At 74.2% G+C, this 24,108-nt stretch carries 28 protein-coding genes; 16 read left to right on the forward strand and 12 right to left on the reverse strand.

Annotation, left to right across the window (positions count from 1 at the left end; translation table 11 throughout):
* Positions 1–71: 71 nt before the first annotated feature.
* The gene (gene ilvA / locus ABD160_RS24775; protein WP_344026568.1) at positions 72–1,310 is read right to left on the reverse strand and encodes a threonine ammonia-lyase; all 1,239 of its coding nucleotides are present in this window, start codon (positions 1,308–1,310) and stop codon (positions 72–74) included.
* A 149-nt stretch (positions 1,311–1,459) separates the two neighbouring features.
* Between ilvA and ABD160_RS24780 the strand changes: the two genes are divergently transcribed.
* A complete protein-coding gene (locus tag ABD160_RS24780; RefSeq protein ID WP_344026570.1) occupies positions 1,460–1,687 on the forward strand; it encodes a hypothetical protein in 228 nt (75 codons plus the stop codon).
* Between the two features lie 147 nt (positions 1,688–1,834).
* Here ABD160_RS24780 and ABD160_RS24785 read toward each other — a convergent pair whose 3' ends face one another.
* From ABD160_RS24785 to ABD160_RS24795, 3 genes are read right to left on the reverse strand one after another with little or no spacing between them, the layout of a single operon-like run.
* Complete coding sequence (locus ABD160_RS24785) at positions 1,835–2,980, reverse strand: cystathionine gamma-synthase (protein ID WP_344026572.1); 1,146 nt, start codon at positions 2,978–2,980, stop codon at positions 1,835–1,837.
* Between the two features lie 43 nt (positions 2,981–3,023).
* Positions 3,024–4,391, reverse strand: coding sequence for a cystathionine beta-synthase (locus ABD160_RS24790; RefSeq protein WP_344026574.1), 1,368 nt, complete (start codon positions 4,389–4,391; stop codon positions 3,024–3,026).
* Between the two features lie 19 nt (positions 4,392–4,410).
* The gene (locus ABD160_RS24795; RefSeq protein ID WP_344026576.1) at positions 4,411–4,872 is read right to left on the reverse strand and encodes a pyridoxamine 5'-phosphate oxidase family protein; all 462 of its coding nucleotides are present in this window, start codon (positions 4,870–4,872) and stop codon (positions 4,411–4,413) included.
* A 108-nt stretch (positions 4,873–4,980) separates the two neighbouring features.
* Between ABD160_RS24795 and ABD160_RS24800 the strand changes: the two genes are divergently transcribed.
* Complete coding sequence (locus ABD160_RS24800) at positions 4,981–6,201, forward strand: acetyl-CoA C-acetyltransferase (RefSeq protein ID WP_344026578.1); 1,221 nt, start codon at positions 4,981–4,983, stop codon at positions 6,199–6,201.
* 7 nt (positions 6,202–6,208) lie between these two features.
* Here ABD160_RS24800 and ABD160_RS24805 read toward each other — a convergent pair whose 3' ends face one another.
* The 3 genes from ABD160_RS24805 to ABD160_RS24815 all read right to left on the reverse strand — a co-directional run bounded on the left by ABD160_RS24805 (position 6,209) and on the right by ABD160_RS24815 (position 8,050).
* Positions 6,209–6,661 (reverse strand): hypothetical protein, encoded by a 453-nt coding sequence (locus tag ABD160_RS24805; RefSeq protein ID WP_344026580.1) that lies wholly within the window; start codon positions 6,659–6,661, stop codon positions 6,209–6,211.
* Between the two features lie 156 nt (positions 6,662–6,817).
* Entirely contained in the window at positions 6,818–7,618 is an 801-nt protein-coding gene (locus tag ABD160_RS24810; RefSeq protein ID WP_344026582.1) for a Bax inhibitor-1/YccA family protein, read from the reverse strand.
* Positions 7,619–7,774: 156 nt separating this feature from the next.
* Complete coding sequence (locus ABD160_RS24815; RefSeq protein WP_344026584.1) at positions 7,775–8,050, reverse strand: hypothetical protein; 276 nt, start codon at positions 8,048–8,050, stop codon at positions 7,775–7,777.
* Between the two features lie 167 nt (positions 8,051–8,217).
* On the opposite strand from ABD160_RS24815, the gene ABD160_RS24820 reads away from it, so the two are divergent.
* The gene (locus ABD160_RS24820; protein ID WP_344026586.1) at positions 8,218–8,442 is read left to right on the forward strand and encodes a hypothetical protein; all 225 of its coding nucleotides are present in this window, start codon (positions 8,218–8,220) and stop codon (positions 8,440–8,442) included.
* A gap of 9 nt (positions 8,443–8,451) precedes the next feature.
* Here ABD160_RS24820 and ABD160_RS24825 read toward each other — a convergent pair whose 3' ends face one another.
* Positions 8,452–8,853 (reverse strand): hypothetical protein, encoded by a 402-nt coding sequence (locus ABD160_RS24825; protein WP_344026588.1) that lies wholly within the window; start codon positions 8,851–8,853, stop codon positions 8,452–8,454.
* A gap of 54 nt (positions 8,854–8,907) precedes the next feature.
* On the opposite strand from ABD160_RS24825, the gene ABD160_RS24830 reads away from it, so the two are divergent.
* Positions 8,908–9,144, forward strand: coding sequence for a DUF397 domain-containing protein (locus ABD160_RS24830; protein ID WP_344026590.1), 237 nt, complete (start codon positions 8,908–8,910; stop codon positions 9,142–9,144).
* 4 nt (positions 9,145–9,148) lie between these two features.
* On the opposite strand, the gene ABD160_RS24835 is transcribed toward ABD160_RS24830, so the two are convergent.
* A complete protein-coding gene (locus tag ABD160_RS24835) occupies positions 9,149–10,198 on the reverse strand; it encodes an NAD(P)H-dependent flavin oxidoreductase (protein WP_344026592.1) in 1,050 nt (349 codons plus the stop codon).
* Between the two features lie 100 nt (positions 10,199–10,298).
* Between ABD160_RS24835 and prcB the strand changes: the two genes are divergently transcribed.
* The 3 genes from prcB (at position 10,299) to ABD160_RS24850 (ending at position 12,020) form a co-directional block, all read left to right on the forward strand.
* Complete coding sequence (gene prcB / locus ABD160_RS24840; RefSeq protein WP_344026594.1) at positions 10,299–11,090, forward strand: proteasome subunit beta; 792 nt, start codon at positions 10,299–10,301, stop codon at positions 11,088–11,090.
* Between the two features lies 1 nt (position 11,091).
* Complete coding sequence (locus ABD160_RS24845; protein WP_344026596.1) at positions 11,092–11,598, forward strand: DinB family protein; 507 nt, start codon at positions 11,092–11,094, stop codon at positions 11,596–11,598.
* A 68-nt stretch (positions 11,599–11,666) separates the two neighbouring features.
* On the forward strand, positions 11,667–12,020 hold the full coding sequence (locus tag ABD160_RS24850) for a bleomycin resistance protein (protein ID WP_344026598.1): 354 nt from the start codon (positions 11,667–11,669) through the stop codon (positions 12,018–12,020).
* A gap of 44 nt (positions 12,021–12,064) precedes the next feature.
* On the opposite strand, the gene ABD160_RS24855 is transcribed toward ABD160_RS24850, so the two are convergent.
* On the reverse strand, positions 12,065–12,271 hold the full coding sequence (locus ABD160_RS24855) for a hypothetical protein (protein WP_344026600.1): 207 nt from the start codon (positions 12,269–12,271) through the stop codon (positions 12,065–12,067).
* Positions 12,272–12,356: 85 nt separating this feature from the next.
* Here ABD160_RS24855 and ABD160_RS24860 point away from each other — a divergent pair, with 85 nt between their 5' ends.
* Entirely contained in the window at positions 12,357–12,929 is a 573-nt protein-coding gene (locus ABD160_RS24860; protein WP_344026602.1) for a TetR/AcrR family transcriptional regulator, read from the forward strand.
* 30 nt (positions 12,930–12,959) lie between these two features.
* Positions 12,960–13,457, forward strand: coding sequence for a hypothetical protein (locus ABD160_RS24865; RefSeq protein WP_344026604.1), 498 nt, complete (start codon positions 12,960–12,962; stop codon positions 13,455–13,457).
* A 249-nt stretch (positions 13,458–13,706) separates the two neighbouring features.
* Here ABD160_RS24865 and ABD160_RS24870 read toward each other — a convergent pair whose 3' ends face one another.
* Positions 13,707–14,279: a dihydrofolate reductase family protein gene (locus tag ABD160_RS24870; RefSeq protein WP_344026606.1), complete on the reverse strand. Its 573-nt coding sequence runs from the start codon at positions 14,277–14,279 to the stop codon at positions 13,707–13,709.
* 7 nt (positions 14,280–14,286) lie between these two features.
* Positions 14,287–15,714, reverse strand: coding sequence for an amidohydrolase family protein (locus ABD160_RS24875; protein WP_344026608.1), 1,428 nt, complete (start codon positions 15,712–15,714; stop codon positions 14,287–14,289).
* A gap of 199 nt (positions 15,715–15,913) precedes the next feature.
* Between ABD160_RS24875 and ABD160_RS24880 the strand changes: the two genes are divergently transcribed.
* The 7 genes from ABD160_RS24880 to hglS all read left to right on the forward strand — a co-directional run bounded on the left by ABD160_RS24880 (position 15,914) and on the right by hglS (position 24,008).
* The gene (locus tag ABD160_RS24880) at positions 15,914–16,723 is read left to right on the forward strand and encodes an IclR family transcriptional regulator domain-containing protein (protein WP_344026610.1); all 810 of its coding nucleotides are present in this window, start codon (positions 15,914–15,916) and stop codon (positions 16,721–16,723) included.
* Positions 16,724–16,796: 73 nt separating this feature from the next.
* Positions 16,797–17,963 (forward strand): CaiB/BaiF CoA transferase family protein, encoded by a 1,167-nt coding sequence (locus ABD160_RS24885; protein ID WP_344026611.1) that lies wholly within the window; start codon positions 16,797–16,799, stop codon positions 17,961–17,963.
* Complete coding sequence (locus tag ABD160_RS24890) at positions 17,960–18,763, forward strand: citryl-CoA lyase (protein WP_344026613.1); 804 nt, start codon at positions 17,960–17,962, stop codon at positions 18,761–18,763. Before ABD160_RS24885 ends, ABD160_RS24890 begins: the two co-directional genes overlap by 4 nt.
* Positions 18,760–19,638 carry a dioxygenase family protein gene (locus tag ABD160_RS24895; protein ID WP_344026615.1) on the forward strand — a complete coding sequence of 293 codons (879 nt, stop codon included), beginning with the start codon at positions 18,760–18,762 and terminating at the stop codon, positions 19,636–19,638. Before ABD160_RS24890 ends, ABD160_RS24895 begins: the two co-directional genes overlap by 4 nt.
* Before the next feature lie 2 nt (positions 19,639–19,640).
* Positions 19,641–20,588, forward strand: coding sequence for a zinc-binding dehydrogenase (locus ABD160_RS24900; protein WP_344026617.1), 948 nt, complete (start codon positions 19,641–19,643; stop codon positions 20,586–20,588).
* Between the two features lie 554 nt (positions 20,589–21,142).
* Positions 21,143–22,534 (forward strand): MFS transporter, encoded by a 1,392-nt coding sequence (locus ABD160_RS24905; protein WP_344026619.1) that lies wholly within the window; start codon positions 21,143–21,145, stop codon positions 22,532–22,534.
* Positions 22,535–22,610: 76 nt separating this feature from the next.
* Positions 22,611–24,008 carry a 2-oxoadipate dioxygenase/decarboxylase gene (gene hglS / locus ABD160_RS24910; protein WP_344026621.1) on the forward strand — a complete coding sequence of 466 codons (1,398 nt, stop codon included), beginning with the start codon at positions 22,611–22,613 and terminating at the stop codon, positions 24,006–24,008.
* Positions 24,009–24,108: the final 100 nt, after the last annotated feature.

The raw sequence follows: 24,108 nt of genomic DNA on the forward strand, positions 1-24,108 counted from the left end.
CGGACCTGACGACGCGGGCCCGGCCGGTGCGGCCGGGCCCGTCGTCGTACCGGGCCCCGGACCGGCACGGATCAGGCCGGCGCCGTCACGACGTGCCCGGCCGCCCGCAGCCCGGCGACGATCGTGTCCCGGTGCTCGGGCCCGCGGGTCTCCAGGCTCAGCTCGACGTCGACCTCGCCGACCGGGAGCGCACCGCTGATCCGCGAGTGGGCCACGTCGGTGACGTTCGCGCCGAGCGTCCCGACCCGGGCCAGCAGCTCGGCGAGTGCGCCGGGCCGGTCCGGCACCTGCACCCGCAGCGTCAGGTACCGCGACGACGCGACCAGCCCGTTGCGGATGACCTGCAGCAGGACCAGCGGATCGACGTTCCCGCCGGACAGCACGGCGACGACCGGCCCGGCGAACCGGTCCGGGTGCTCCAGCAGCGCCGCGACCGGCGCGGCGCCGGCCGGTTCGACGACCAGCTTCGCCCGTTCCAGGCAGTGCACCAGCGCGCCGGACAGCGCGTCCTCGCCGACCGTGACCAGCTCGTCGATCAGGCCGGCCACCTGCGGGAACGTGACGTCACCCGGGCGTCCGACGGCGATCCCGTCGGCCATCGTGCGCATCCCGCCCAGCGGGACCGGCCGGCCGGCCGCGAGCGACGCGGGCCAGGCCGCTGCCCCGGCGGCCTGCACGCCGACGATCCGGGTGCCGGGCCGGTGCTCGCGCAACACCGCGGCGATGCCGCCGAGCAGCCCGCCGCCGCCCGCCGAGACGAGCACGGTGCCGACGTCGGGCACCTGCTCGAGGATCTCGCAGGCGACGGTGCCCTGGCCGGCGATGATGTCCGGATGGTCGAACGGGTGCACCAGCACCGAGCCCGAGAGCTCGGCGGCCTCGGCGGCCGCACCGACCGCCTCGTCCACCGACCGGCCGGTCAGCACGACCTCGGCGCCGTAGCCGCGGGTGGCGTCGACCTTCGGGAGCGCGGCGCGCTCCGGCATGAACACAGTGGCCCGGACGCCGAGCAGCCGGGCGGCCAGCGCCACGCCCTGGGCGTGGTTGCCCGCCGAGGCCGCGACGACGCCGCGGGCCCGCTCCTCGGGGGTGAGCCGGGCGATCCGGGTGTACGCGCCGCGGATCTTGAACGAGCCGGTGCGCTGCAGGTTCTCGCACTTGAGGTGGACCGGGGTGCCGGCCAGATCGGACAGCGCCCTGGCCCCGGCGACGGGTGTGGTGCGCACCACACCGGCCAGCAGCTCGCGGGCGGCGTACACGTCGGCGGAGGTGACCGGCGGGGTGACGGAGGCGTCCGGTGGGGCGACCATCCGGGCAGTCTCGCACCACCGCCGGTAGCCTCGCGGATGTCCACCGGGCGTGATCCCCGAGCCACTCGGGGTAGAGGCGCGCTGCGCGGGCCCCCGGACGGTGCGGGGTCCGTTCGGCCCGGCGTCCGGGGTCGGGGAGGAACTCGCGAATGACCCGGTTGCGCACCACCGCGCCGCTGTTGCTGGCGGCCGCGCTGACCGCGCTCGCCGTGACGACGGTGCAGGGCGCGGGCTGCGACGACCCCGGCCGCTACGAGCCGGGGCCGGACGGCACCTGGGCGCTGGTCGGCGGGTGCGTCGAGCCGGGGGACCTCGTCGTCCCCCCGCCGCCGACCGTCACCGACCCGGCGACGGTCCCGGAGCAGTCCCGCAGCTGAGCACCGGCGCGCTCGGCGGACCGTGCTCGACGTGGCCGCTCAGCGGACCGTGCTCGATGTGGCCGCTCAGCGGACCGTGCTCGATGTGGCCGCTCAGCGGACCGTGCTCGATGTGGCCGCTCAGCGGACCGTGCTCGATGTGGCCGCTCAGCGGACCGTGTCGAGCGCGGTCCGCAGGTCGTCGACCAGGTCGTCGGCGTCCTCGATCCCCACCGACAGCCGGACCAGGCTGTCCGGCACCTCCAGCATCGACCCGGCGGTCGAGGCGTGGGTCATCTGGCCGGGGTGCTCGATCAGCGACTCGACCCCGCCGAGCGACTCGGCGAGGATGAACAGCTTCGTCTCCGCGCAGATCCGCAGCGCCGCGTCCCGCCCGCCGGCGGCCAGGAACGACACCATCCCGCCGAACCGGCGCATCTGCTTCGCGGCGATCTCGTGGCCGGGGTGGCCGGGCAGGCCCGGGTAGAGCACCTGCGAGACCGCCGGATGCGCGCCGAGCAGCTCGGCGATCCGCTCCGCGTTGTCGCAGTGCCGCTCCATCCGCACCGCGAGCGTCTTCACCCCGCGCAGGGTCAGCCAGGCGTCGAACGGGCCGGGGACCGAGCCGACCGAGTTCTGGGTGAACGAGATCCGCTCGGCGAGCTCGTCGTCGTCGGTGACCAGGGCGCCGCCGACGACGTCGGAGTGCCCGCCGACGTACTTGGTGGTCGAGTGCACGACGACGTCCGCGCCGAGCGCGAGCGGCGTCTGCAGGTACGGCGAGGCGAAGGTGTTGTCGACGACGAGCCGGGCGCCGGCCTCGTGCGCGATCCCGGCCAGGCCGGCGATGTCGGCGATCCCCAGCAGCGGGTTCGTCGGGGTCTCCGACCAGACGACCCGGGTGCTCGGGCGCAGCGCGGCGCGCAGCGCGTCGAGGTCGGCGAGATCGACCGGGGTGTGCTCGACGCCGAACCCGGCGAGCACCTTGTCGACCAGCCGGAACGTGCCGCCGTAGGCGTCGTGCGGGATGACCAGGTGGTCGCCGGGGCGGAGCAGGACCCGCAGCAGGGTGTCGGTCGCGCCCATGCCGGAGCCGAACGCGTGCGCGTGCCGGCCGCCCTCCAGCGCGGCCAGGCACTCCTGCAGGGTGGTGCGGGTCGGGTTCGCGCTGCGCGAGTACTCGTACCCGCCACGGGTCCCGCCGACGCCGTCCTGCGCGAAGGTGGAGCTCGTGTGGATCGACGTGGTGACCGCGCCCGTGATCGGGTCGGGGTCCTGACCGGCGTGGATCGCCCGTGTGGAGAAGCCCTGCATGCGCTCGGAGGGTACGCGCGCCGCCCGATCGGCCTCCGGCCGGTCAGCCGTTGCCGAGGAAGGCGATCACGTCGGACCGGGTGACGACGCCGGCCGGCTTGCCGTCCATCAGCACCAGGGCGGCGTCGGCCTTCGCGAACGCCGCCATCGCGTCCTGCAGCGACTCCCCGGCGCCCAGCGTCGGCAGCGGCGGGGACATGTGGTCCTCCAGCCGGTCGGCGAGCTGGGCGCGGCCGGTGAACAGCGCGTCCAGCAGGTCCCGCTCGACCACGGCGCCGGCCACCTCGGCGGCCATCACCGGCGGCTCGGCCTTGACCACCGGCATCTGCGAGACGCCGAACTCGCGCAGGTAGAGCGCCGCGTCGGCGACCGTCTCGTTCGGGTGCGCGTGCACCAGGGCCGGGATGGAGCCGTCCTTGCGGCGCAGCACGTCCCCGATGGTGGCGCCCTCGGACGGCGGCAGGAAGCCGTAGCTGGCCATCCAGGCGTCGTTGAAGACCTTGCCGAGGTAGCCGCGCCCGCCGTCGGGCAGCAGGACGACGACCACCGCGTCGGCCGGCAGCGTCGCCGCCGCCCGCAGCGCGGCGACCGCGGCCATCCCGCAGGAACCACCGACGAGCAGCGCCTCCTCGCGGGCCAGCCGCCGGGTCATGTCGAACGAGTCGGCGTCGGTCACGGCGATGATCTCGTCGCAGACGTCCCGGTCGTAGGTGGTCGGCCAGAAGTCCTCGCCGACCCCCTCGACGAGGTAGGGCCGGCCGGTGCCGCCGGAGTAGACCGAACCCTCCGGGTCGGCGCCGATGACCCGCACCGCGCCGCCGGAGACCTCCTTGAGGTAGCGGCCGATGCCGGAGATCGTGCCGCCGGTGCCGATCCCCGCCACGAAGTGGGTGATCTTCCCGTCGGTCTGCTCCCAGATCTCCGGGCCGGTGCTCAGGTAGTGCGACTCCGGGTTCGCCGGGTTGGCGTACTGGTTGGGCTTCCAGGCGCCCTCGATCTCGCTGACCAGCCGGTCCGACGTGCGGTAGTAGGAGTCGGGGTGGTCCGGGTCGACGGCGGTCGGGCAGACGACGACCTCGGCGCCGTAGGCCTTCAGCACGTTCCGCTTGTCCTCGCCCACCTTGTCCGGGCAGACGAACACGCAGTGGTAGCCCTTGCGCTGCGCGACCATCGCCAGCCCGACGCCGGTGTTGCCCGAGGTCGGCTCCACGATGGTGCCGCCGGGGCGCAGCTCGCCGGACGCCTCGGCCGCCTCGACCATCCGCAGGGCGATCCGGTCCTTCACCGAACCGCCCGGGTTCAGGTACTCGACCTTGGCGAGGACCGGCGGGGCGATGCCCTCGGCGACCGCTCCCAGCCGGACGAGCGGGGTGTTCCCGACCAGGTCGACGACGTGCTCGACGTAGCGCATGGGGGCATCCTCGCACCGCTCACTCCCGCTCCACCGAGCGCAGTCCGGTCGACGGCGTCCACCAGCGCACGACGAGCCGGTTCCGGGCGTCGTTCAGGCCGGTCCAGACCACCTCGCCGAGATCGACCCGGAACGCGTCACCGGCGACCGGCCCGGACATCGGCCCGTTCCAGACGGCCCGCCCGGCCACCTTGAGATCACCGTCGCCCAGGTCGCCGCCGCTCTGGTCGGCCGGTGCGGCGTGCAGCGCGAACCGCGGGTCCCGCCGCAGGTCGGCGCCCTTGCGCGCGCCCGGCATCGAGCCGAACGCCAGCTCGGTGACCGGCCCGGAGTCGTCGAACACGACCTCGATCCCGGACACCCGGGGTGCGCCGTCGGCCCGCAGGGTCGCGATCACCAGGGCGACGCCGCGCTGCAGGATCCGCTGCGCCAGCTCGGCGAACGCGGGCTCGGCGGACCGGAACTCTCCCCAGGAGGTCATGGCGCCAGCATGCCGGGACCCTCTGACAGTTTCGTCACGTCCCGGGCGGACGTCCGGTTACCCGCGAGTACAGTCGCGGCCGACCCCTGCGCTGGAGGAGGACGTCCCATGCCCGAAGCCGTCATCGTCGCTGCGGCCCGCTCCCCGATCGGCCGAGCCAACAAGGGCTCCCTCGCCGGGATGCGCCCGGACGACCTGACCGTGCAGATGGTGCGCGCGGCCCTGGACCAGGTCCCCGCACTGGACCCGGCCGAGATCGACGACCTGATGCTGGGCTGCGGTCTCCCCGGCGGCGAGCAGGGCAACAACCTGGCCCGGATCGTCGCCGTCCAGCTCGGGTACGACGGGCTGCCGGGCACCACGATCACCCGCTACTGCTCGTCGTCGCTGCAGACCACCCGGATGGCGCTGCACGCGATCCGGGCCGGCGAGGGCGACGTGTTCGTCTCGGCCGGTGTGGAGACGGTGTCCCGGTTCTCCCGCGGCACCTCCGACTCCTGGCCGGACACGCACAATCCGCTGTTCGCCGACGCCGAGGCCCGCACCGCGGAGACCGCGGAGAAGGGCGCGCAGACCTGGACCGACCCGCGCGAGCAGAACCTGCTGCCGGACGCCTACATCGCGATGGGCCAGACCGCGGAGAACCTCGCCCGCTACAAGAACGTCTCGCGCGAGGACATGGACCGGTTCGCCGTGCGCTCGCAGAACCTCGCCGAGCAGGCCATCGCGGACGGCTTCTTCGAGCGCGAGATCACCCCGGTGACGCTGCCCGACGGCACCGTCGTGCGCACCGACGACGGCCCCCGGCCGGGCACCACCTACGAGAAGATCTCCCAGCTCAAGCCGGTGTTCCGGCCGGACGGGCTGGTCACCGCCGGCAACGCCTGCCCACTGAACGACGGCGCCGCGGCGCTGGTGGTCATGTCCGACACCCGGGCCGAGCAGCTCGGCATCACGCCGCTGGCCCGGGTCGTCTCGACCGGCGTCACCGGCCTGTCGCCGGAGATCATGGGCTACGGGCCGGTGGCGGCCTCGGAGCAGGCGCTGCACCGGGCCGGGCTGACCATCGACGACATCGACCTGGTCGAGATCAACGAGGCGTTCGCCGCGCAGGTCCTGCCCAGCGCCCGCGACCTGGGCGTCCCCGAGGAGAAGCTGAACGTGCACGGCGGCGCGATCGCGCTCGGCCACCCGTTCGGCATGACCGGCGCCCGGATCACCACGACGCTGCTCAACGGGCTGCGCGCCCGGGACGGCCGCTACGGCCTGGAGACGATGTGCGTCGGCGGCGGCCAGGGCATGGCGATGGTGCTCGAGCGGCTGTCCTGAGCGCCCCTCAGGCGGCGGCCGGGCCCGGCGGGTCGATCCGCACCCCGGTCGCCTCCAGCGCGGCCTCGGTGCGCAGCCGGGCCAGGTCGCGCCCCGCGTCGAGCGCTCCGGCGGTGCCGCCGGCGTCGACCCAGGCCCGCAGCGGCGGGTCCTCGACGCCGGTGGCCCGGCAGGCGGCGAGCAGCACGTCGTCGTAGGCGGCGAGCAGCGCCACCCGGCGCAACCGGGTGCTCGGCGGCGGGCCGCGGCGCAGCCGGTCGAGCCGGCGCAGGTCGGCGACGAGCCGTTCCAGCGGCGGCCCCACCGGCACCGGTGGCGCGGGCCGGGAACGGCGGCGCAGCGCCACGACCCGCCGGACGAGCGCCGGTGCGCGCACCAGCAGCCCCACCAGCACCGCCGGTCCCAGTGCGATGGCCAGGAAGATGGTGACCCCGGCCGCGACCGGGTCGTTCCCGGGCACGAGGGAGACGGTACGGCGCGCGGAGCGTGCAGGTAAGCCCGGACACGACCGGACACGACGACGCCGCGGACACCCGGAGGTGTCCGCGGCGCGTCGGACCGGAGGGGGCGAGTCCGGCCCGCTCCCCGGCCCGCGTGGGCCGGGTCGTGCTGCGGGTCAGTCGCCCTGGAAGTAGCTCAGCAGGCGGAAGATCTCGATGTAGAGCCAGACCAGCGTGGTCATCAGACCGAACGCGATGTACCAGGAGTACTTCTCCGGCACACCGGCCTTCACCGCGTTGTCGGCGGCGTCGAAGTCGAGCAGCAGGCTGAACGCCGCCACCCCGATGACCACCAGGCTGAACAGGATCGCCAGCGGGCTGCCGTCACGCAGGCCGAGCCCGCCGCCGACGAAGAAGCTCATCACCAGGTTCGCCAGCATCAGGACGACGACGCCGATCAGGGCGCCCATCATCCACTTGGTGAACCGGGGGGTGACCCGCACGGCGCCGGTCTTGTAGACGACCAGCATCCCGAAGAACACACCGGCGGTGCCGATGACGGCCTGCAGCGCCACCCCGGGGTACATCGCGGAGATGCCGCCGAGGGCGACACCCATCGCACCGGAGTAGGTCAGCGTCAGCGGGGCGCTGGGCTTCTGCCGGAAGATGACGATCAGCGCCACCACGATGCCGACGATGAACGCCGGCAGTGCCAGCAGCGTGAGCCCCGACCAGACGGTCAGGAAACCCGCCACCAGCGCGAGACCACCGCTGATCGCGGTCTTCTGGACGATGTCGTCGATCGTGATCGGGCGGCCGGTCTCCTGGGCGGCCCGGCTCGGGTCGACGTGTGACGTCTGGGCGCCGGCGTAGGCGGATGCGCCGCCCATCATTCCGCCACCCGAGCGGTCGAACGTGGCGTAGCCGCCCTGCTGGGTGGGCAGGTTGCGGAACGCCGGGTTGCTCGTGGAGCGCACCTGGATCCTCCTCGACGGACGTGTGCGGGACCCACCAGCGGCGGGCCCTCGCATCATTGCAACGTCGAGGGAGCGCCGGTGGTTCCCACCGGTAAAAGAAAATTTACCGCCTGTCGGTGGTCCGGCGACAGGCCGCCCCGCCGGGATCCCGGAAGATCAGCGCTCGAAGCGCCCCACCTGCGGGAACGTCCGCGTCGGCGGCGGCCGGTCGCCGTCCACCACCGGGATCTCGGGCGTGGTGTCGTCGCGGCGCGGCTCGGGGCCGAGCGGCGGTGCCCCGCGCAGCTCGGCCCGGATCAGGCCCGGCAGCCTGCGCAGCGACCGCAGGGCGGCCGCTCCGGCCCGGCGACCGGCGGGGAGCATCAGGACGACGGCGAGCAGCACCAGCACGAGGGCCAGGAACACCAGACCGTCGGCACCCGGAGCGAACACGGGCACACCTCCTCAACCCGGGCGTCCCGGCCGGGGGCCGCCGGAACCCGCCCTCGTACACCCAACGAGCGGGTGGCGGCACGGTCACGTAACCGGCGGGCGCCGGGTCGGCGTACTACCGTCCTCCCCGTCCGTCGTCGTCGAGTTCGGAGAAGGTGGTCTCCACCATGTGGGCGTTGTTCTCCCGCCATCTGCGGGTGTGGCTGCTGCTGGCCGTCGGGGCGCCGCTGCTGGCCTGGCTGCTCGGCCGGGTCGGCGATGCGATCGAGCGCAGGCGCGGGCCGAACATGGTGAGCAGGATCATCCATCAGGGGCGGCGTTTCCTGGAGCGCCGGGTGCGCGGACCGCTGCGCAGGCGCGAGCAGCCGGACGCGGACCGGCTGGCCCGCTGAGCCGCCGGATCAGGCCGGGAGCAGCCGGCCGAGCCATCCGCCGCGGCGGCGCGGCGTCGTGACGGTCGGCGTCGGGTCCAGCTCGACGCACCGCCGGCACGGCGTCCCGTCCGCCGCGACCAGCGGCGCCGGTGACACGAGGTGCCCGCAGAGCGCCTCGTAGCGCCCCGTCCGCATGGCGTGCGGAGCACAGAGTTCCGTATCGGTCACTTTGTGTGCACGACGGTCGATGACGGAGGTCAGCGTCAGGACCTCCGGCCCGTCCTCCCCGGGGGCCGTTCCGGCGCTCACGACGTCGACCTCCACGATGGATGTCCGTACGTCGACCGGCGCATTCTCACGACCCTTCCAGGCAGGCTGGCTCCCATCGTCGGCGATGCCGGTTGCGGATGCAAGATCGGATGCATACACGTTCGACACTCTCCGCAGTCATTCACCCCACAGCGACCGCCCCCGGAGGCCCCGATGACCGACCCGGACCGAACCCGCGCGGCCGATCTCGGCCCGGTCACCTGGCGGCGCCCCGGGGGCGCCGGCGCGGACACCGGCGACGGGGTCGAGTTCGCCGTGCTGGACGACGGCCGGGTCGCCGTCCGCAACGCGGCCGATCCGGACGGCCCGGTGCTCGTCTACACCCCCGCCGAGATCTCCGCGTTCGTCGACGGCGCCAAGAAGGGCGAGTTCGACGACATGCTGGGCTGAATGCTCACGGCAGCAGCGCGTCCGCCTCCCGCCACATGCCGGCGACCACCTCGGCGGCCGGCCGGGTCGTCGCCCGCGCCGCGGCCTGCCCGGCCCAGTGGTTGACCCGGTCCAGCAGGCCGGGCTCGCCCGCCCGGTACCGGGCCACCAGGCGTCGCTGGTGCGGGTAGGGCGCGGGGGCCGGGGCGTCCGTCCCGGCCCAGGCCCGGACGTAGCCGGTCGGGACGGCCCGCGCCAGACGGCCGGTGTACGCGCGGGTGGTCACCGTGTCCTCCGGCGCCAGGCCGTCCAGCCCGGCCGCCCAGCCGGCGTCGATCCCCGCCTCGGGTGTGCGCAGCAGCGCCGTCCCGACCTGCACCGCACTCGCACCGAGGGTCAGCGCGGCGGCCACCGACCGGCCGTCGGCGACCGCACCGGCGGCCACCACCGGCACCGACAGCGCCCCGGCCAGCCACGGGAGCAGCGCGAACAGCCCGACGGCCGTGCCCTCGGCGTCCCCGGGACGGGTACTGCCGCGGTGCCCGCCCGCCTCCATCCCCTGCGCGACGACGACGTCCGCGCCGGCCCGCTCGGCGGCCAGCGCCTCGTCCAGGGTGGTCGCCGTCGCGAACCAGGCGATCCCGGCGGCGTGGGCGGCCTCGACGTGTCCGGCCGGGAGCAGGCCCATGATCGTCGAGATGGCGGTCGGGCGGGCGTCGATCACCGCGCGGACCTGCTCGTCGAAGTCCGGGGCCGGGCCCGGGACGGGACCGGCGGCGCCGCCGAGCCGGTCGAGGAACGCCGACTGGGCGTCCGTGCCGGGTTCGGCGGGCGGGTCTGGGATCCACACGTTGAGCTGGAACGGCGCGTCGCCTGCCGCCTCCCGGTAGCGCCGGGCCCAGTCGGCGATCGCCGCCGGGGCGTCGTTGACCACGCCGGCGGCGCCCATCCCGCCCGCGGCGGCCACCGCCGCCGCCAGCCCCGGCGGGCACGCGCCCGCCATCGGCGCCTCCAGCACCGGCACCGTCATGCCGAACCGGGTGCAGAAGGACCGGGCCCGCTCGCGTGCGCTCACCCCGGCGAGTCTGCCCGCTTCCCGCTGGACCTTCCGCGCCGCCCGGGGAAGGATCGGCCGGGTCCGTCCGGCCCGAAGCAGATCGGAGCCAGCTCCCCGCATGACCGGCCCGTCGTTCCTGGAACAGCTGCGTGCACACGCCCCCGAGGCGCTGCCCGCCAACCTGCCCCGCGATCCCGCGCAGCGGGTCCCGCCCGACCTGCGGGCCCCGCACGGGACCACGATCATCGCCTTCACCTGGGCCGGCGGGGTGCTGCTCGCCGGCGACCGCCGGGCCACGGCGGGGAACCTGATCGCGCAGAAGGACCTGGTCAAGGTCGTCGTCGTGGACGGCACCTCGGCCGCCGGGTTCGCCGGCTCGGTCGGGCACGCGCTGCTGATGCTCAAGCTGTTCGCGGCGGAGGTCGAGCAGTACGAGAAGGTCGAGGGCGCGCCGATCAGCCAGGACGGCAAGATCCGCAGGCTGTCGACGATCGTCCGGGAGAACCTGCCGGCCGCGATGCAGGGCTTCGTCGCGCTGCCGCTCTACGTCGGCTACGACCCGGCCGATCCCGATCCGGCACGGATCGTGACGTTCGACGTGTCCGGCAGCATCGCCCGCAACCGCTCCGGCTACGCGGGCATCGGCTCCGGATCGGACTTCGCGAAGGCGTCGCTGAAGAAGCTGCACCGCCCCGACCTGGACCGGGACGGCGCGATCTCGCTGGCGGTGAACGCGCTGTGGGACGCCGCCGACGACGACACCGCCACCGCGGGCCCGGACCTGATCCGCTCGCTGTTCCCGAATCTCGTCACGGTGACGGCCGAGGGCACCGCGGAGGTGGACGAGGTCGAGGTGGCGGCCGCGACCGAGGAGATGCTCGCCGAGCGGTCCCGGCGTCCCGGCGGCTGAGGTGGCCGGGCTGCTGCGCTGGCAGTTCGACCTGACCTGGGCGCTCTGCGAGTACCACCTGGAACGGCTCGCCGACGACGACCTGATCCGGGTCCCGGCGCCGCTGCACTGGACCGTGCACCGCGGACCGGACGGCTCCTGGACGCCGGACTTCCCGGCCGACGGCGACGCCGAGCCGGACCCGCCACCCGCACCGACCGGCGCCTGGATCGCCTGGCACCTGCTGTGGTGGTGGGGCACCGCGCTGGACGAGCTGTCCGGCGCGCCCCGCCGGGACCGCTCCGAGGTGGCCTACCCGGGCACCGCGGACGGCGTGGTCGCCGCACTGCGCGAGCTGGCGGCGTCCTGGACGGCGGCGCTCGACGGGGCCGATCTCGACCGGCCGGTGACGTTCCCGTGGCCGGCGGGGCACACCGCCGGGCACCTGATCGCCTGGGCGAACGCGGAGCTGATGAAGAACGTCGCCGAGCTGGGCCGGGAGCGGGTGGTGCGCGGCGCGGGGGGCTGAGCGCACCCGGGTTCGCAAGGTCCTCGTCATGCGCCGGGACCGCACGTGCATCCGGCAGGCTGTACCTCATGTCCACCCTGCGCTCGGTCGCGCCGGTCTTCTCCACCTCCGATCTCGGCCGGTGGCTCGACCACTACCGGGCGCTCGGCTTCGCCGTCGAGCGCTACGGCGACGAGTACGGCTTCGCGGTCCTCGACGGCGTGGAGCTGCACGTCGCGGTGAACCCCGACCACGATCCGCGGCGCACCGCCGGCTGCGCCTACCTGCACGTCGACGACGCCGACGAGCTCTACGCCCGGTGGTCGGCCGCGCCCGGCGGCCGCGCGATCCCCCCGGTGGACGCGTCCTACGGGCTGCGCGAGGGCGCCCAGATCGACCCGGACGGCAACCTGCTCCGCTACGGTTCGCCGGCGGCCGGCTGAGCCCCGGGCCGGCCGGCCTGCATCAGGCCTGGATCAGGCCTGGATCACCGGCGGGTCCGCTCCATCCGGTCGAGCACGACCAGCGCGATCCCGGCCGCCACGACGACGAGCAGCGGCGGGACCCACGGCGCCGGCCCGGTGACGGCCAGCGGCCCCCACAGCCCGACCCGCCCGGTGAACAGGAACATGACCAGCGGGATCACCCCGAGGGTCACGCCCACCAGGCCGACGACGTTCTGCGCTGCCTTCATCCGGCACCTCCTAGTTGGAATGCAGTCGCATTGCAACAGGGCGCCCGGGTCGTTGTCAATGCGACCGCATTGCTACGCTGCCGTCGTGCCCCGCTCCGTGGACCACGACGCCCGCCGCTCCGAGATCGCCGACGCCGTGCTCGCGCTCGTCGCCCGGGCGGGCACGGAAGCGGTGTCGCTGCGCTCGGTCGCGACCGAGGCCGGGATCTCGATGGGGCGCGTGCAGCACTACTTCGCCAGCAAGGACGCCCTGCTGCTGCACGCGCTCGAGCGCTCGCACCGCCGGATGGAGCACCGGATCGAGGAGCGGGCCCGCTCCGGTCCGCCCACCCCGCGGGCGGCGCTGGCGACGATCCTCGACGAGCTGCTCGGCGCGCATCCCGAGTCCCGCGACGCGATCCGCATCCACGCCGCGTTCGCCGCACGCGAGGTCGACGAGCGGGCCCGCGCGATCCTCACCGACGGCGACGCCGAGATCCTCGGCCTCGCCGTGCAGGTCGTCGCCGACGCCGGCTCCCCCACCCCGGAGGACGACGGCTACGCGCTGCTCGCACTCGCCGGCGGCCTGGGGCACGACGTCGCCCTGCACGGCGCCCCGGTCGATCGGGCCCGCCGGGTGCTGGCGGCGATGCTGGACCGGCTCGCGCCCGACCGATGACCGTCCGCCGACCTTTGCGACGATCGTCCGATGCGTCCGTGGTTCCCGCTTCTCGCCGGATCGGTGTTCTACGCCGCCGCACTGCTCTGGGCCGCGACGGAGCTGCCGCCGGACGGCGTCCCGCTGCACTTCGACGCCGGTGGCACGCCGACCTGGTTCGGCACCCGCACCCAGTTCCTCGGTTTCGGCGCCCTGTTCGGCCTGTTCATGATCGGGACCGGGGCGGGTCTGTACGCGCTGGTCGCCCGGGGCCCGCTCGGTGCGGTCAGCGTGCCGCACAAGGAGTACTGGATGCATCCGAGGCGGGCCGGGCGACTGCGGCGGATGCTCGCCGAGGACATGGGCCGGTTGTTCGGCGCCGTCGTCGCCTTCCTCGCGCTGGTCCCGGTGGCCGCTGTGCACGCGACGCGGGTCGATCCGCCGCGGCTGCCGGTCGGACCGGTGTGGGTCGCCGTCACGGTGCTGGTGCTGGGGATCGTCGCGTGGTGCGTCTGGCAGACCCGCTACCGCTACCGCCCGCCCGCCTGAGCGCCCTGCCTCGCACCCCTTCACTCGCCGAGATGCACCTCAGCGGGAATTGTCGATCTTCGCGGCCCGCTGACGTGCATCTCGGCGGGCGACGGGGTGCGGCGCGGTGGGCGGGGTGCGGCGGCGCGGCGCGGCGGTGCGGTGCGGTGCGGCGCGGCGGTGCGGCGGCGTGGCGTGGCGCGGCGCAGCGGCGAGGCGCGGCGCAGCGGTGCGGCGCGGTGCAGTGGCGCGGCGCGGCGGTGCGGCGGGTCAGGCGGGGGTGCGGCGGGTCCGGTAGTGCAGGAACGTGAACCCGCCCGCGAGCCGCTGCTGCTCCACGAGCTCCAACCGGGCCCGGACGCCGTCGGGCAGCGCCCGCAACCCCCCACCGACCAGCATCGGGACCAGGTAGAGCTCCAGGTCGTCGACCAGCCCGGCCCGGATCGCGTCGGCGGCGAGGGTCGGGCCGGAGATCGAGACGTCGCCCGGGGCGGTGTCCACGATCGCCCGGACCCGGGCCGGGTCGAGCTCGCGTTCCAGGGTGGTCCGCGCGGTGCTCACCGCGGTCAGGGTCCGGGAGAACACCACCTTGGTCGCGGCCCGCCAGGTGCGGGCGAACTCGAGATCGGTCGCCGACCGGTCCGAGGTGACGTCGGTGACGTCCTCCCAGGACCGCATCTCCTCGTACATCCGGCGCCCGTAGAGGTGGGTGTCGGCGTCGCGCTCGCGCTCGGTGATGAAGGCGACCACCTCCTCGTCGGGGAACGCCCAGTCGTAGCGGCCCTCGGCGTCGGTCAGGTAACCGTCCGCCGACATGATCGTCGAGTAGCGCAGTCGCCCCATCGGCCCATCACACCTGGTGCGTCGAACCGCTGCGATAGTCGGTGTAGGTGTACGGGTTGTCGAGGATCTTGGTCTCCGGGATCTCCGGGTTCATCCCGGCCTGCCAGGCGTCCTCGCCCATCGTGGCGCGCAGGTGCTCCACGGTGGACCCGACGGCGGCCCGGGCGGCGGCGAGATCGACGTCGACCAGCCGGCCGTCGCGCTTCACGATCCGGCCGTTCACCAGCACCGTGTGCACGTCGGCGCGCTGCGCCTGGAACGCGACGTGGCCGTGCGGGTTGAGCAGCGGGAACGAGACCGGCGAGTGGTCGTTGCGGATCAGCACCAGGTCGGCCTTCTTGCCGGTCTCGACGCTGCCCAGGTCGGACTCGCGGCCGATCGCGCGGGCGCCGCCGCGGGTCGCCCACTCGACGACCTGCTCGGCGCGCAGCGCGGAGTGGGTGACCGTGTCGCCGCGGGCGTGCGCCTCCAGGTGCTCGCGGGAGCGGTCGGCGCCGAGCGTCGCGCGCATCGCGGAGAACAGGTCGCCGCTCCACCACATCGAGGTGTCCATGGACAGCGACACGTCGATGCCGTGCTCGCGCAGCGCCCAGGTGGGCGGGTAGCCCTGCCCGGCGCTCTGCTCACTCTCGGTGGACACCGACACGGAGCCGCCGGTCGCGGCGATCCGCTGGTAGGAGTCGGTGCTCAGGGTCGCGGCGTGCACGTACACCGTCTCCGGGGTCATGAAGCCGTGCTCGTGCATGAGCCGGATGCCGTCGTCGTTGGTGGCGCCCCACACCCCGGCGTGCGTGGTGACCGGCACCCCGAGCTCGCGGGCGGCCTCGAAGGCGGGCTTCTCCGGGAACGCCGGGTCGCCGGTCACGTCGAAGGCCAGCTGGAAGCCGAGCATGTCGTCGCCCGGGGTGATCCGGCGCCCGACGAACTCGCGGAAGCCGGGATCGGCGGTCCAGTTCGCGGGCGCGTCCTGGATGTTGCCGTAGGCGAGGACGAACCGGCCGGCGGTGGCCTGCAGGGCGTCGACGGCGGCGTCGGCGTGCTGCGGCGTCTGCAGCCCGTGCGACCAGTCGACGGTGGTGGTGACGCCGGCCTCGAGCGCCTCCAGGGCGGCGAGCAGGTTGCCCGCGTGGACGTCCTGCGGGCGGAAGATCTTGCCCCACTCCAGGTAGTTCCAGACGAAGTACTGGGTGAGCGTCCAGTCCGCGCCGTAGCCGCGCAGCGAGGTCTGCCACATGTGCCGGTGGGTGTCGATCATGCCCGGCATGACGATGCCGCCGGTCGCGTCGATCTCCTCGGTGCCCTCCGGCACGGCCAGGTCCGGCCCGATCGCGGCGATCCGGTCGCCGGTCACCAGGACGTCGTGGCCGGTCAGCACGGTCCGCTGGGCGTCCACCGTCAGCACGGTTCCGCCACGGAGGACGATCGAGTCGCTCATCGGGGTGCTCCTTCACTGTCCACACTGATCGGACGGACGTCCGCTACGCGGACAGGCTCCGGCCGGGTCACTCTGGCGCAGACCGCTTGCGGTGTCAACGGACGCCCGGCGACCCCGGCGCACGCACGGGAGACGCCCGTCCGCAGAGCGGACAGGACCGGCTAACGTGGGCGGCCGGACGGCGGACGAGGGGGAGCCCATGCCACGTGAGGGAACCGGGCCGGACTTCATCGAGGCCCTCGCACGCGGGCTGGACGTGATCACCGCGTTCCAGCCGTCCCGGCCGGAGATGACGCTGGCCGAGGTCGCGTCCGCCACCGGGCTCGCCCGGCCGACCGCGCGCCGGATCCTCATCACGCTGACCGAGCTGGGCTACGTCCGCAGCTCCGCCCGGGGTTACCTGCTCACCCCGCGGGTGCTCGAGCTCGGCGTCGCCTACGTCCGCTCGACCGGCCTGTGGGAGATCGCCCGCCCGCACCTGGAGCAGCTCGTCGAGCGGACGAACGAGTCCTGCTCGATCGGCCAGCTGGACGGCTCGGACATCGTCTACGTGGCCCGGGTCGCGGTGCCGAAGATCGTCACGCTGGCGGTCCAGATCGGCACCCGGTTCCCGGCGCTGCCGACCTCGCTGGGGAAGGTGCAGCTCGCCGCGCTGTCCGCGGACGAGCTGGACCGGGTGCTGGCCGAGCCGAGCCGGTCCGGGCTGACCCCGCGCTGGCAGCCCGACCGCGCCGAGCGCGACACCGAGCTGCGGCAGGTCAGGGCGCGCGGCTGGGCGCTCACCGACGAGCAGCTCGCGCCCGGCATCCGGTCGGTCGCCGCCCCGCTGCGCGACGGCGAGGGCCGGGTGATCGCCGGCGTCAACGTCAACTGCCACGCGGCCGAGACCCCGCTGGAGACCCTGCTCGAGCACCATCTCCCGCTGCTGCTGCAGACCGCGGGCGAGATCAGCGCCGACTTCGCCCGGCTGGCGACCGTGCCGCACGTGACGGTGCCCGCCCCGGCTTGACCACGATCTCCTCCGGCGCCACGATCGGCATGAGCGGACAGTTGTCCGTATCGCGATCAGCACGGAGGATCTCATGGCCGACCCCGGAGCACCGGAGCCAGGCGGCGGACCGCTGTCGGGCATCCTGGTGGCCGACTTCTCGCGGATCCTGGCGGGGCCGTACGCGACCATGCTGCTGGCCGACATGGGCGCCGACGTGATCAAGGTCGAGGGCCCGGCCGGCGACGACACCCGCTCCTGGACGCCTCCCGAACGCGACGGCGAGTCCACCTACTACCTCGGCATCAACCGCGGGAAGCGGTCGATCGCGCTCGACCTGCGCGACGACGACGACCGGGCCGCCGCCCAGGAGCTCGCCCGCCGCGCCGACGTCGTCATCGAGAACCTGCGGCCCGGCGGGATGGCCCGGTTCGGGCTCGATCACGCCGCCGTCGCCGCGACCAATCCGGGCGTCGTCTACGCCTCGATCTCCGGGTTCGGCTCCGGGGCCGGCGCGCACGTGCCCGGCTACGACCTGATGGTGCAGGCGATGTCCGGGCTGATGAGCCTCACCGGCGACCCGGACGGGCCGCCGTTCCGGGCCGGGATCTCGGTGTTCGACGTGATGGCCGGCAATCACGCGACGATCGGCATCCTGGCCGCGCTGCGGCACCGCGACCGCACCGGCGAGGGCCAGCACGTCGAGGTGAACCTGCTGTCGTCGGCACTGACCGGTCTGGTGAACCACAGCTCGGCGTGGGTCGCGTCGGGCACCGTGCCCTACCGGATGGGCAACGCGCACCCCAGCGTCTTCCCGTACGAGCCGCTGCCCACCGCCGACGACGACATGATCGTCGCCGCCGGCAACGACCGGCAGTTCGGCAAGCTCTGCGAGGTGCTCGGCATCCCCGGCGTCGCCGAGGACCCGCGGTTCGCCCGCAACGCCGACCGCACCGCGAACCGGGAGGCGCTGCGCCCGATCCTCACCGAGCGGCTCGCCGAGCGCGGTGCCGTCGAGTGGTTCGAGCTGCTCACCGACGCCGGCGTGCCGTGCGGACCGATCCAGACCATCGACGGCGGGTTCGCGATGGCCGAGCGGTTCGGCCTGGAGCCGGTCGTCGAGGTCGGCGACGGCGAGCGCGCGATCCCGACGACCCGGCACCCGATCCGGTTCTCGACCACCCCCGCGGTGTACCGCCTGCCCCCGCCGCAGCTCGACGAGCACGGCGCCGACCTGCGGAAGTGGCTGAGCGAGAGATGAGCGACCGGATCTACGAGACCGCGCTGGGCGCGTCCGACAAGGACAGCATCACGCTGCTCGGGCACGATCTCGCGAACGACGTGATGGGCGAGGTCGGGTTCGGTGAGCTGGCGTTCTGGCTGGCCACCCAGCGGCGTCCGGCCCGGGGTGAGACGCGGGTCTTCGAGGCCGTGCTCGCCGCGCTGGCCGATCACGGGTTCACCCCCACCGCGATCGTCACCCGGCTCACCCACCTGTCCGCACCGGACTCGGTGCAGGGCGCGCTGGCCGCCGGGCTGCTCGGCGGCGGATCCCGGTTCCTCGGCGTGACCGAGGACTGCGGCCGGTTCCTGCACGACCAGCTGCCCGCCGAGCATCCGGTCGACGACGCCGGCTGGGACGCCGTCGCGCTGGAGATCGTCCGGGCGCAGCGGGCCGCGAAGCGGTTCGTCCCCGGCCTGGGCCACCACGTGCACAAGGACGGCGACCCGCGCACCCCGCGGCTGTTCGCGATCGCCGAGGAGGAGGGCCTCACCGGCCCGCACCTGCGGCTGTTCGCCGCGATCGGCCGGGTGCATCCCGAGGTGCTGGGGCGGACGCTGCCGCTCAACGGCGCCGGGGTCTGCGGCGCGGCGCTGGCCGATCTCGGCCTGCCGCTGGAGCTGCTGCGCGGTTTCGCGCTGCTCGCCCGCACCGCGGGACTGGTCGGGCAGCTCGCCGAGGAGCTGCGCAGCCCGGTCGCGAACGACATCTTCCTGTCGGTCGACCTGAACAACCGCTCCGTCGACCCCCGTCCGTACCGACCCGAGGAGCTGCAGTGACATCGCAGTCGACGCAACCCGCCACCGTCACCGAGGACACGATCACCGACGTCGCCGCCGCGCGCTGGGCGACCGCGCACGACCCGCGCACCGCCGAGCTGATGACCGCCCTGGTGCGGCACCTGCACGCGTTCGCCAGGGAGACGCACCTGACCGAGGCCGAGTGGATGGCCGCCGTGCAGTGGCTCACCGCGACCGGGCAGATCAGCGACGAGAAGCGCGAGGAGTTCATCCTCGCCTCCGACGTGCTCGGCCTGTCCATGCTCGTCGTCCAGCAGAACCACCGGTTCGATCCGGCGGCCACCCCGGCGACCGTGCTCGGCCCGTTCCACATCGACGGCTCGCCGGACCGCGACTTCGGCCAGGACATGTCCGACGGGCTGCCCGGCGAGCTGCTCTTCGTGCACGGCACCGTCCGGTCGCTGGACGGCACGCCGGTGCCCGGGGCGGTGCTCGACGTCTGGCAGTCCGACTCCGACGGCGCCTACGAGGCCCAGCTCGACGTCGACGAGGCCCGGCTGCGCGCCAAGTACGCCACCCGCCCGGACGGCAGCTACTGCGTGCGGACGATCGCCCCGCTCGGCTACGCGATCCCGATGGACGGCCCGGTCGGCGCGCTGATCTCCGGCACCGACATCAGCTACTTCCGGCCGGCGCACATCCACTTCCTGATCGCCGTGCCCGGGTTCGAGCCGCTGATCACCCACCTGTTCCGGGAGGGCGCCGAGTACCTGGACTCCGACGTCGTGTTCGGCGTGAAGCGGGAGCTGGTCGTCGGCTTCACCGAGCACGGCCCCGGTCCGACGCCGGACGGCGGCCACTCGGACAAGCCGTGGCTGGAGGCCCGGTACGACTTCGTCCTGCAGCCGGCCTGATCGTGCGCCGGGTACTCGTCGAACGACCGGGCGAGCCGCCGGTGGTGCGGGACGGCCCCGCGCCCGCACCCGCGCCGGGGGAGGTCGCGATCGAGCTGCTGGCCGCGCCGATCACCCCGCTCGACCTGCTGTGCGCCTCCGGAACGTCGTACTTCGGCGCGCCCGCGACGCCGTACGTCCCCGGTGTGCAGGGAGTCGGCCGGGTGGACGGCCGGACCGTCTGGTTCCCGACGACGGCCGGGATGCGCCCCGGTGACGGCAGCATGGCCGCGGTCGCCACCGCCGTCGCCGAGGACCTGGTGGAGCTGCCGGACGGCGCCGATCCGGTCGCCGTCGCGGCGGCCGGGTTGTCCGCGGTCGCCGCACACGCCTGCCTGCACGCCCGCGGTGGGCTGACGTCCGGGGAGACCGTGCTCGTGCTCGGCGCCGGTGGCGTGGTCGGGCTCTCCGCGGTGCGGTTCGCCCGCGCCGCCGGGGCACGGGTGGTCGCCGGGGCCCGCTCCCCCGCCGCCCGGGCCAGGGCCGCCGCCGCCGGCGCGGACGTCGTGGTCGACCTGGACGGCGGTCTCGACGAGCTGGCCGCACGGTTCACCGACGCCTGCGACGGCGCCGCCGACCTGGTGCTCGACCCGCTGTTCGGGGTCCCCGCCGCGGCCGCGCTGCGTGCGCTGCGCCCGGGCGGCCGGATGGTGCACCTGGGCAGCTCGGCCGGCGACACCAGCCCGATCGACTCCGCGACGCTGCGCAGCAGATCGCTGCGGGTGATCGGCTACACCAACAACGAGCTGTCCCGCGCCGAGCGGGCGGAGACCCTCGGAGCGGTCGCGGACGCCGTCGCCGACGGGACCCTCGATCTCCCGCACGAGCGCCGCCCGCTCGACGACGCCGGAGCCGCCTGGCAGCGGCAGGCCGCCGGCACGGCCGACGGACGGATCGTGCTGGTCGCCTGACCGCGCGGAGCAGCTCGGCAACGCCCCGGGCGCCAGGCGGGTCCTCCCCCGGGCGGCCCGGCGGCCCCGCACCCCAGGTGGCCCCCCGCACCCCGCCCCGACGTCGTCGCACCGCCCGCTCCACCCCGCACCGGCTGTACCCGGTGCGGCAACGGGCCAGGGGTGCGGCGGCCGCGCGTCACGGCGGCGCTGCCCGGCAACCCGGCACGACCCGCGGCCCGGCACGACCCGCGGCAACTATCCGCGGCACCCACGCGCAAGCCCCCGCACCCGCTGCCGCGCACCCCGCACCCCGCACCCCGCACCCCGCACCCCGCACCCCGCCCCGACGTCGTCGCACCGCCCGCTCCACCCCGCACCGGCTGTACCCGGTGCGACGACCGACCAGGGGTGCGGCAACCGGGCAGGGGTGCGGGAAAACCCCAGGTCACGAAGCGGTGCGTGCACAGGCGACAGCGGAACGCGATCTCAAGATCCCTTATTGCGCCCCGTAATAACATGTTACATGCAACATCCAGTCCGTTGCGGCAACGACGACGATCGGACCCCTCCCCATGACGCAACCCGCCCCACCCGCCCCCGACACCAGCGACCCCAAGAAGGCGCGTCGTGCCGCATGGGGAGCGTTCGCCGGTACCGCCATCGAGTGGTACGACTTCTACGTCTACGGCACCGCCGCCGCGCTGGTGATCGGCAAGCTCTTCTTCCCCGATGCCGATCCGCTCGCGCAGACCCTCTCGGCACTCGCCACCTTCGCGATCGGCTTCATCCTCCGGCCGGTCGGCGCGGTGATCTTCGGTTACATCGGTGACCGGGTCAGCCGCAAGACCTCACTGCTCATCACGCTGCTGCTGATGGGTGGTGCGACCGTCGCCATCGGTCTGCTCCCCACCTACGAGACGATCGGTGTCGCCGCACCGATCATCCTGCTGTTCCTGCGCATGCTCCAGGGCCTCTCGGTCGGGGGCGAGTGGGGCGGCGCGGTGCTCATCGCCTCCGAGGCGGCGCCCCCGCACCGCAAGACACTCGCCGCGTCGATGGCCCAGCTCGGCGCCCCCGTCGGCTCGATCCTGTCGACCTCGGTGTTCCTGCTGCTCCCCTCCGGCGACGCGCTGCTCGACGGCTGGTGGCGGATCCCGTTCCTGCTCAGCGGCACGCTGCTGGTGGTCGGCCTGGTCCTGCGGCTCAAGCTGGAGGAGAACGACGAGTTCGTCCGGGCCCGCGAGCGCCGCGAGGCCGCCGCCACCAAGAAGGCCCCGGTGCTGGAGCTGCTCCGCCGCTTCCCGCTCACCAACCTCTGCGTCTTCCTCGCGTCCTGCGCGGTGTCCGGCGTGTACTTCCGCAACGTCTTCGCACTGAACTGGGCCGTCGAGACCCAGGACGTCGCCCGCGAGGTCTTCCTCAACGCGCTGCTGGCCGGCGGGTTCATCCAGGTGGTGCTGACCCCGCTCGCGGCGGTCGTCGCGGACCGGTTCTCGGTGCGCAATGCGCAGATCGCCTACACGCTGATCTACCTGGTGGTCGCACCGTTCCCGCTGCTCGCCCTGATCAGTGCGGGCGAGGGTCCCGGATCGGTGTACCTCGCGGTGGCGCTGTCCTACGTGGGCCACTCGGTGTACTACGCCACGCTGTCCGGCTTCCTCACCACACTGTTCCCCGCCGAGCTGCGCTACACCGGGATCTCGCTCGGTTACCAGCTGTCCGGTTCGCTGGTCTCCGGCTTCGTCCCGCTCGTCGCGGCGACGCTGGTCGGCGCCGACGGGACCAACATCCTGCCGGTCCAGCTGCTCTACGGTGGCCTGATCCTGCTCAGCCTGCTGGGCACCCTCGCGGGCACCTCGGTCAGCCGGCGGGAGACCGCGCGCTACGCCGCCTCGCTGGCGGCGGAGACACCACCGGCCGAGGTCACGTCGGGCGCCGGCGACGGACCCCACGGCACGAGCTGACCCGCAGGCCGGGCCCCGCGCCGCGCGCCGCGGGGCCCGGCCGCACCACCCGAATCCACAGCCAGGAGCAACCACCATGTCCCACGTCGGCACCACCGAGCTCCGGAGCCGGTTCGCCGCGGCACTGTCCCACCTCTACGGGACCGAGGTCCCCGCCTACACCACGCTGCTGCAGGTCTCCGAGGAGGTGAACCGCCGGGTCATCGAGGAGCAGGGCGACTCGGCCGAGCGGCTCGGCAGCATCGCCCGGGTGACCGCCGAGCGGCACGGCGCGATCCGGGTCGGCAGCGCCGCCGAGCTCGCCCAGGTCGCGCGGATCTTCGGCGCGCTCGGCATGCACCCGACCGGCTTCTACGACCTGCGCGACGCGCGCCCGCAGCCGATCCCGGTCGTCTCGACCTCGTTCCGCCCGACCGACACCGAGGAGCTGGCCCGCAACCCGTTCCGGGTGTTCACCTCGGTGCTCGTCCCGCAGGACCGGCGCTTCTTCGACGCCGACCTGGAGCGCAGGCTCACCGCGTTCATCGAGAGCCGCACCCTGTTCCCGGACGAGCTGCTCGTGCTCGCCGACCGCGCCGAGGCCGGCGGCGGGCTCGACGCCGCCGACGCCGAGCGGTTCCTGGAGCTCGCCACCGCGTCGTTCGCCCTGTCCCCCGAGCCGGTCGACCGCGCCTGGTACGCCGAGCTGGAGCGGATCTCCGGGGTGGCGGCCGACATCGGCGGCGTCGCCAGCACCCACATCAACCACCTGACGCCCCGGGTCCTCGACATCGACGACCTCTACCGGCGGATGCAGGACCGCGGGATCACGATGATCGACCGCATCCAGGGCCCGCCCGCCTGGGGCGGCCCGGACGTGCTGCTCCGGCAGACGTCGTTCCGGGCGCTGGCCGAGCCGCGCCGGTTCGCCGAGCCGGACGGCAGCGTGTCCACCGGGGAGCTGCGGGTGCGCTTCGGTGAGGTCGAGGCGCGCGGGATCGCGCTCACTCCGGCCGGCCGGGACCTCTACGACCGGATGGTCGCCCTGGTGGACGAGCGGATGGCGGACCGGCCGGACGACGACCGCCCGGCCGTCGCCGCGCACGTGTGGGCCGAGCACCTGCCCGCCACCGAGCAGGAACTGTGTCTGGGCGGGCTCGGCTACTTCAGCTACGCGACCGCCGGGCGGACGCCGGAGGGAACCCCGCCGGGCACCCTGCGCGAGCTGCTGGAGCAGGGCTGGGTCGAGGCCACGCCGATCGTCTACGAGGACTTCCTGCCCCGGTCCGCGGCCGGGATCTTCGCCTCCAACCTCACCGGCAACGCGACGCTGCACGCCGATCAGGGCGGGGCGGAGCGCGACGCGGCGTGGCTCTCGGACGCGATCGGGCGGCCGGTGGCGGCCCCCGAGCAGATCTACGCCGAGCAGTCCGCGATCTCGCTGCGCGCGGTGGAGAAGGAACTCGGGATCGCGGTCCCGGACCCGATCGGCTGAGCACGACACCCGTCCGGCCCAGCTCGTCCCGCCCGGGGCCGGACGGGTGTCGCGCGTCACGCTCCGTGCCTGCACTGACCCGCATCGCGACAGCAGGCTT

Origin of the sequence: Pseudonocardia kongjuensis, assembly GCF_039526905.1 — a bacterium.
GTDB classification, from domain to species: Bacteria; Actinomycetota; Actinomycetes; order Mycobacteriales; family Pseudonocardiaceae; genus Pseudonocardia; species Pseudonocardia kongjuensis.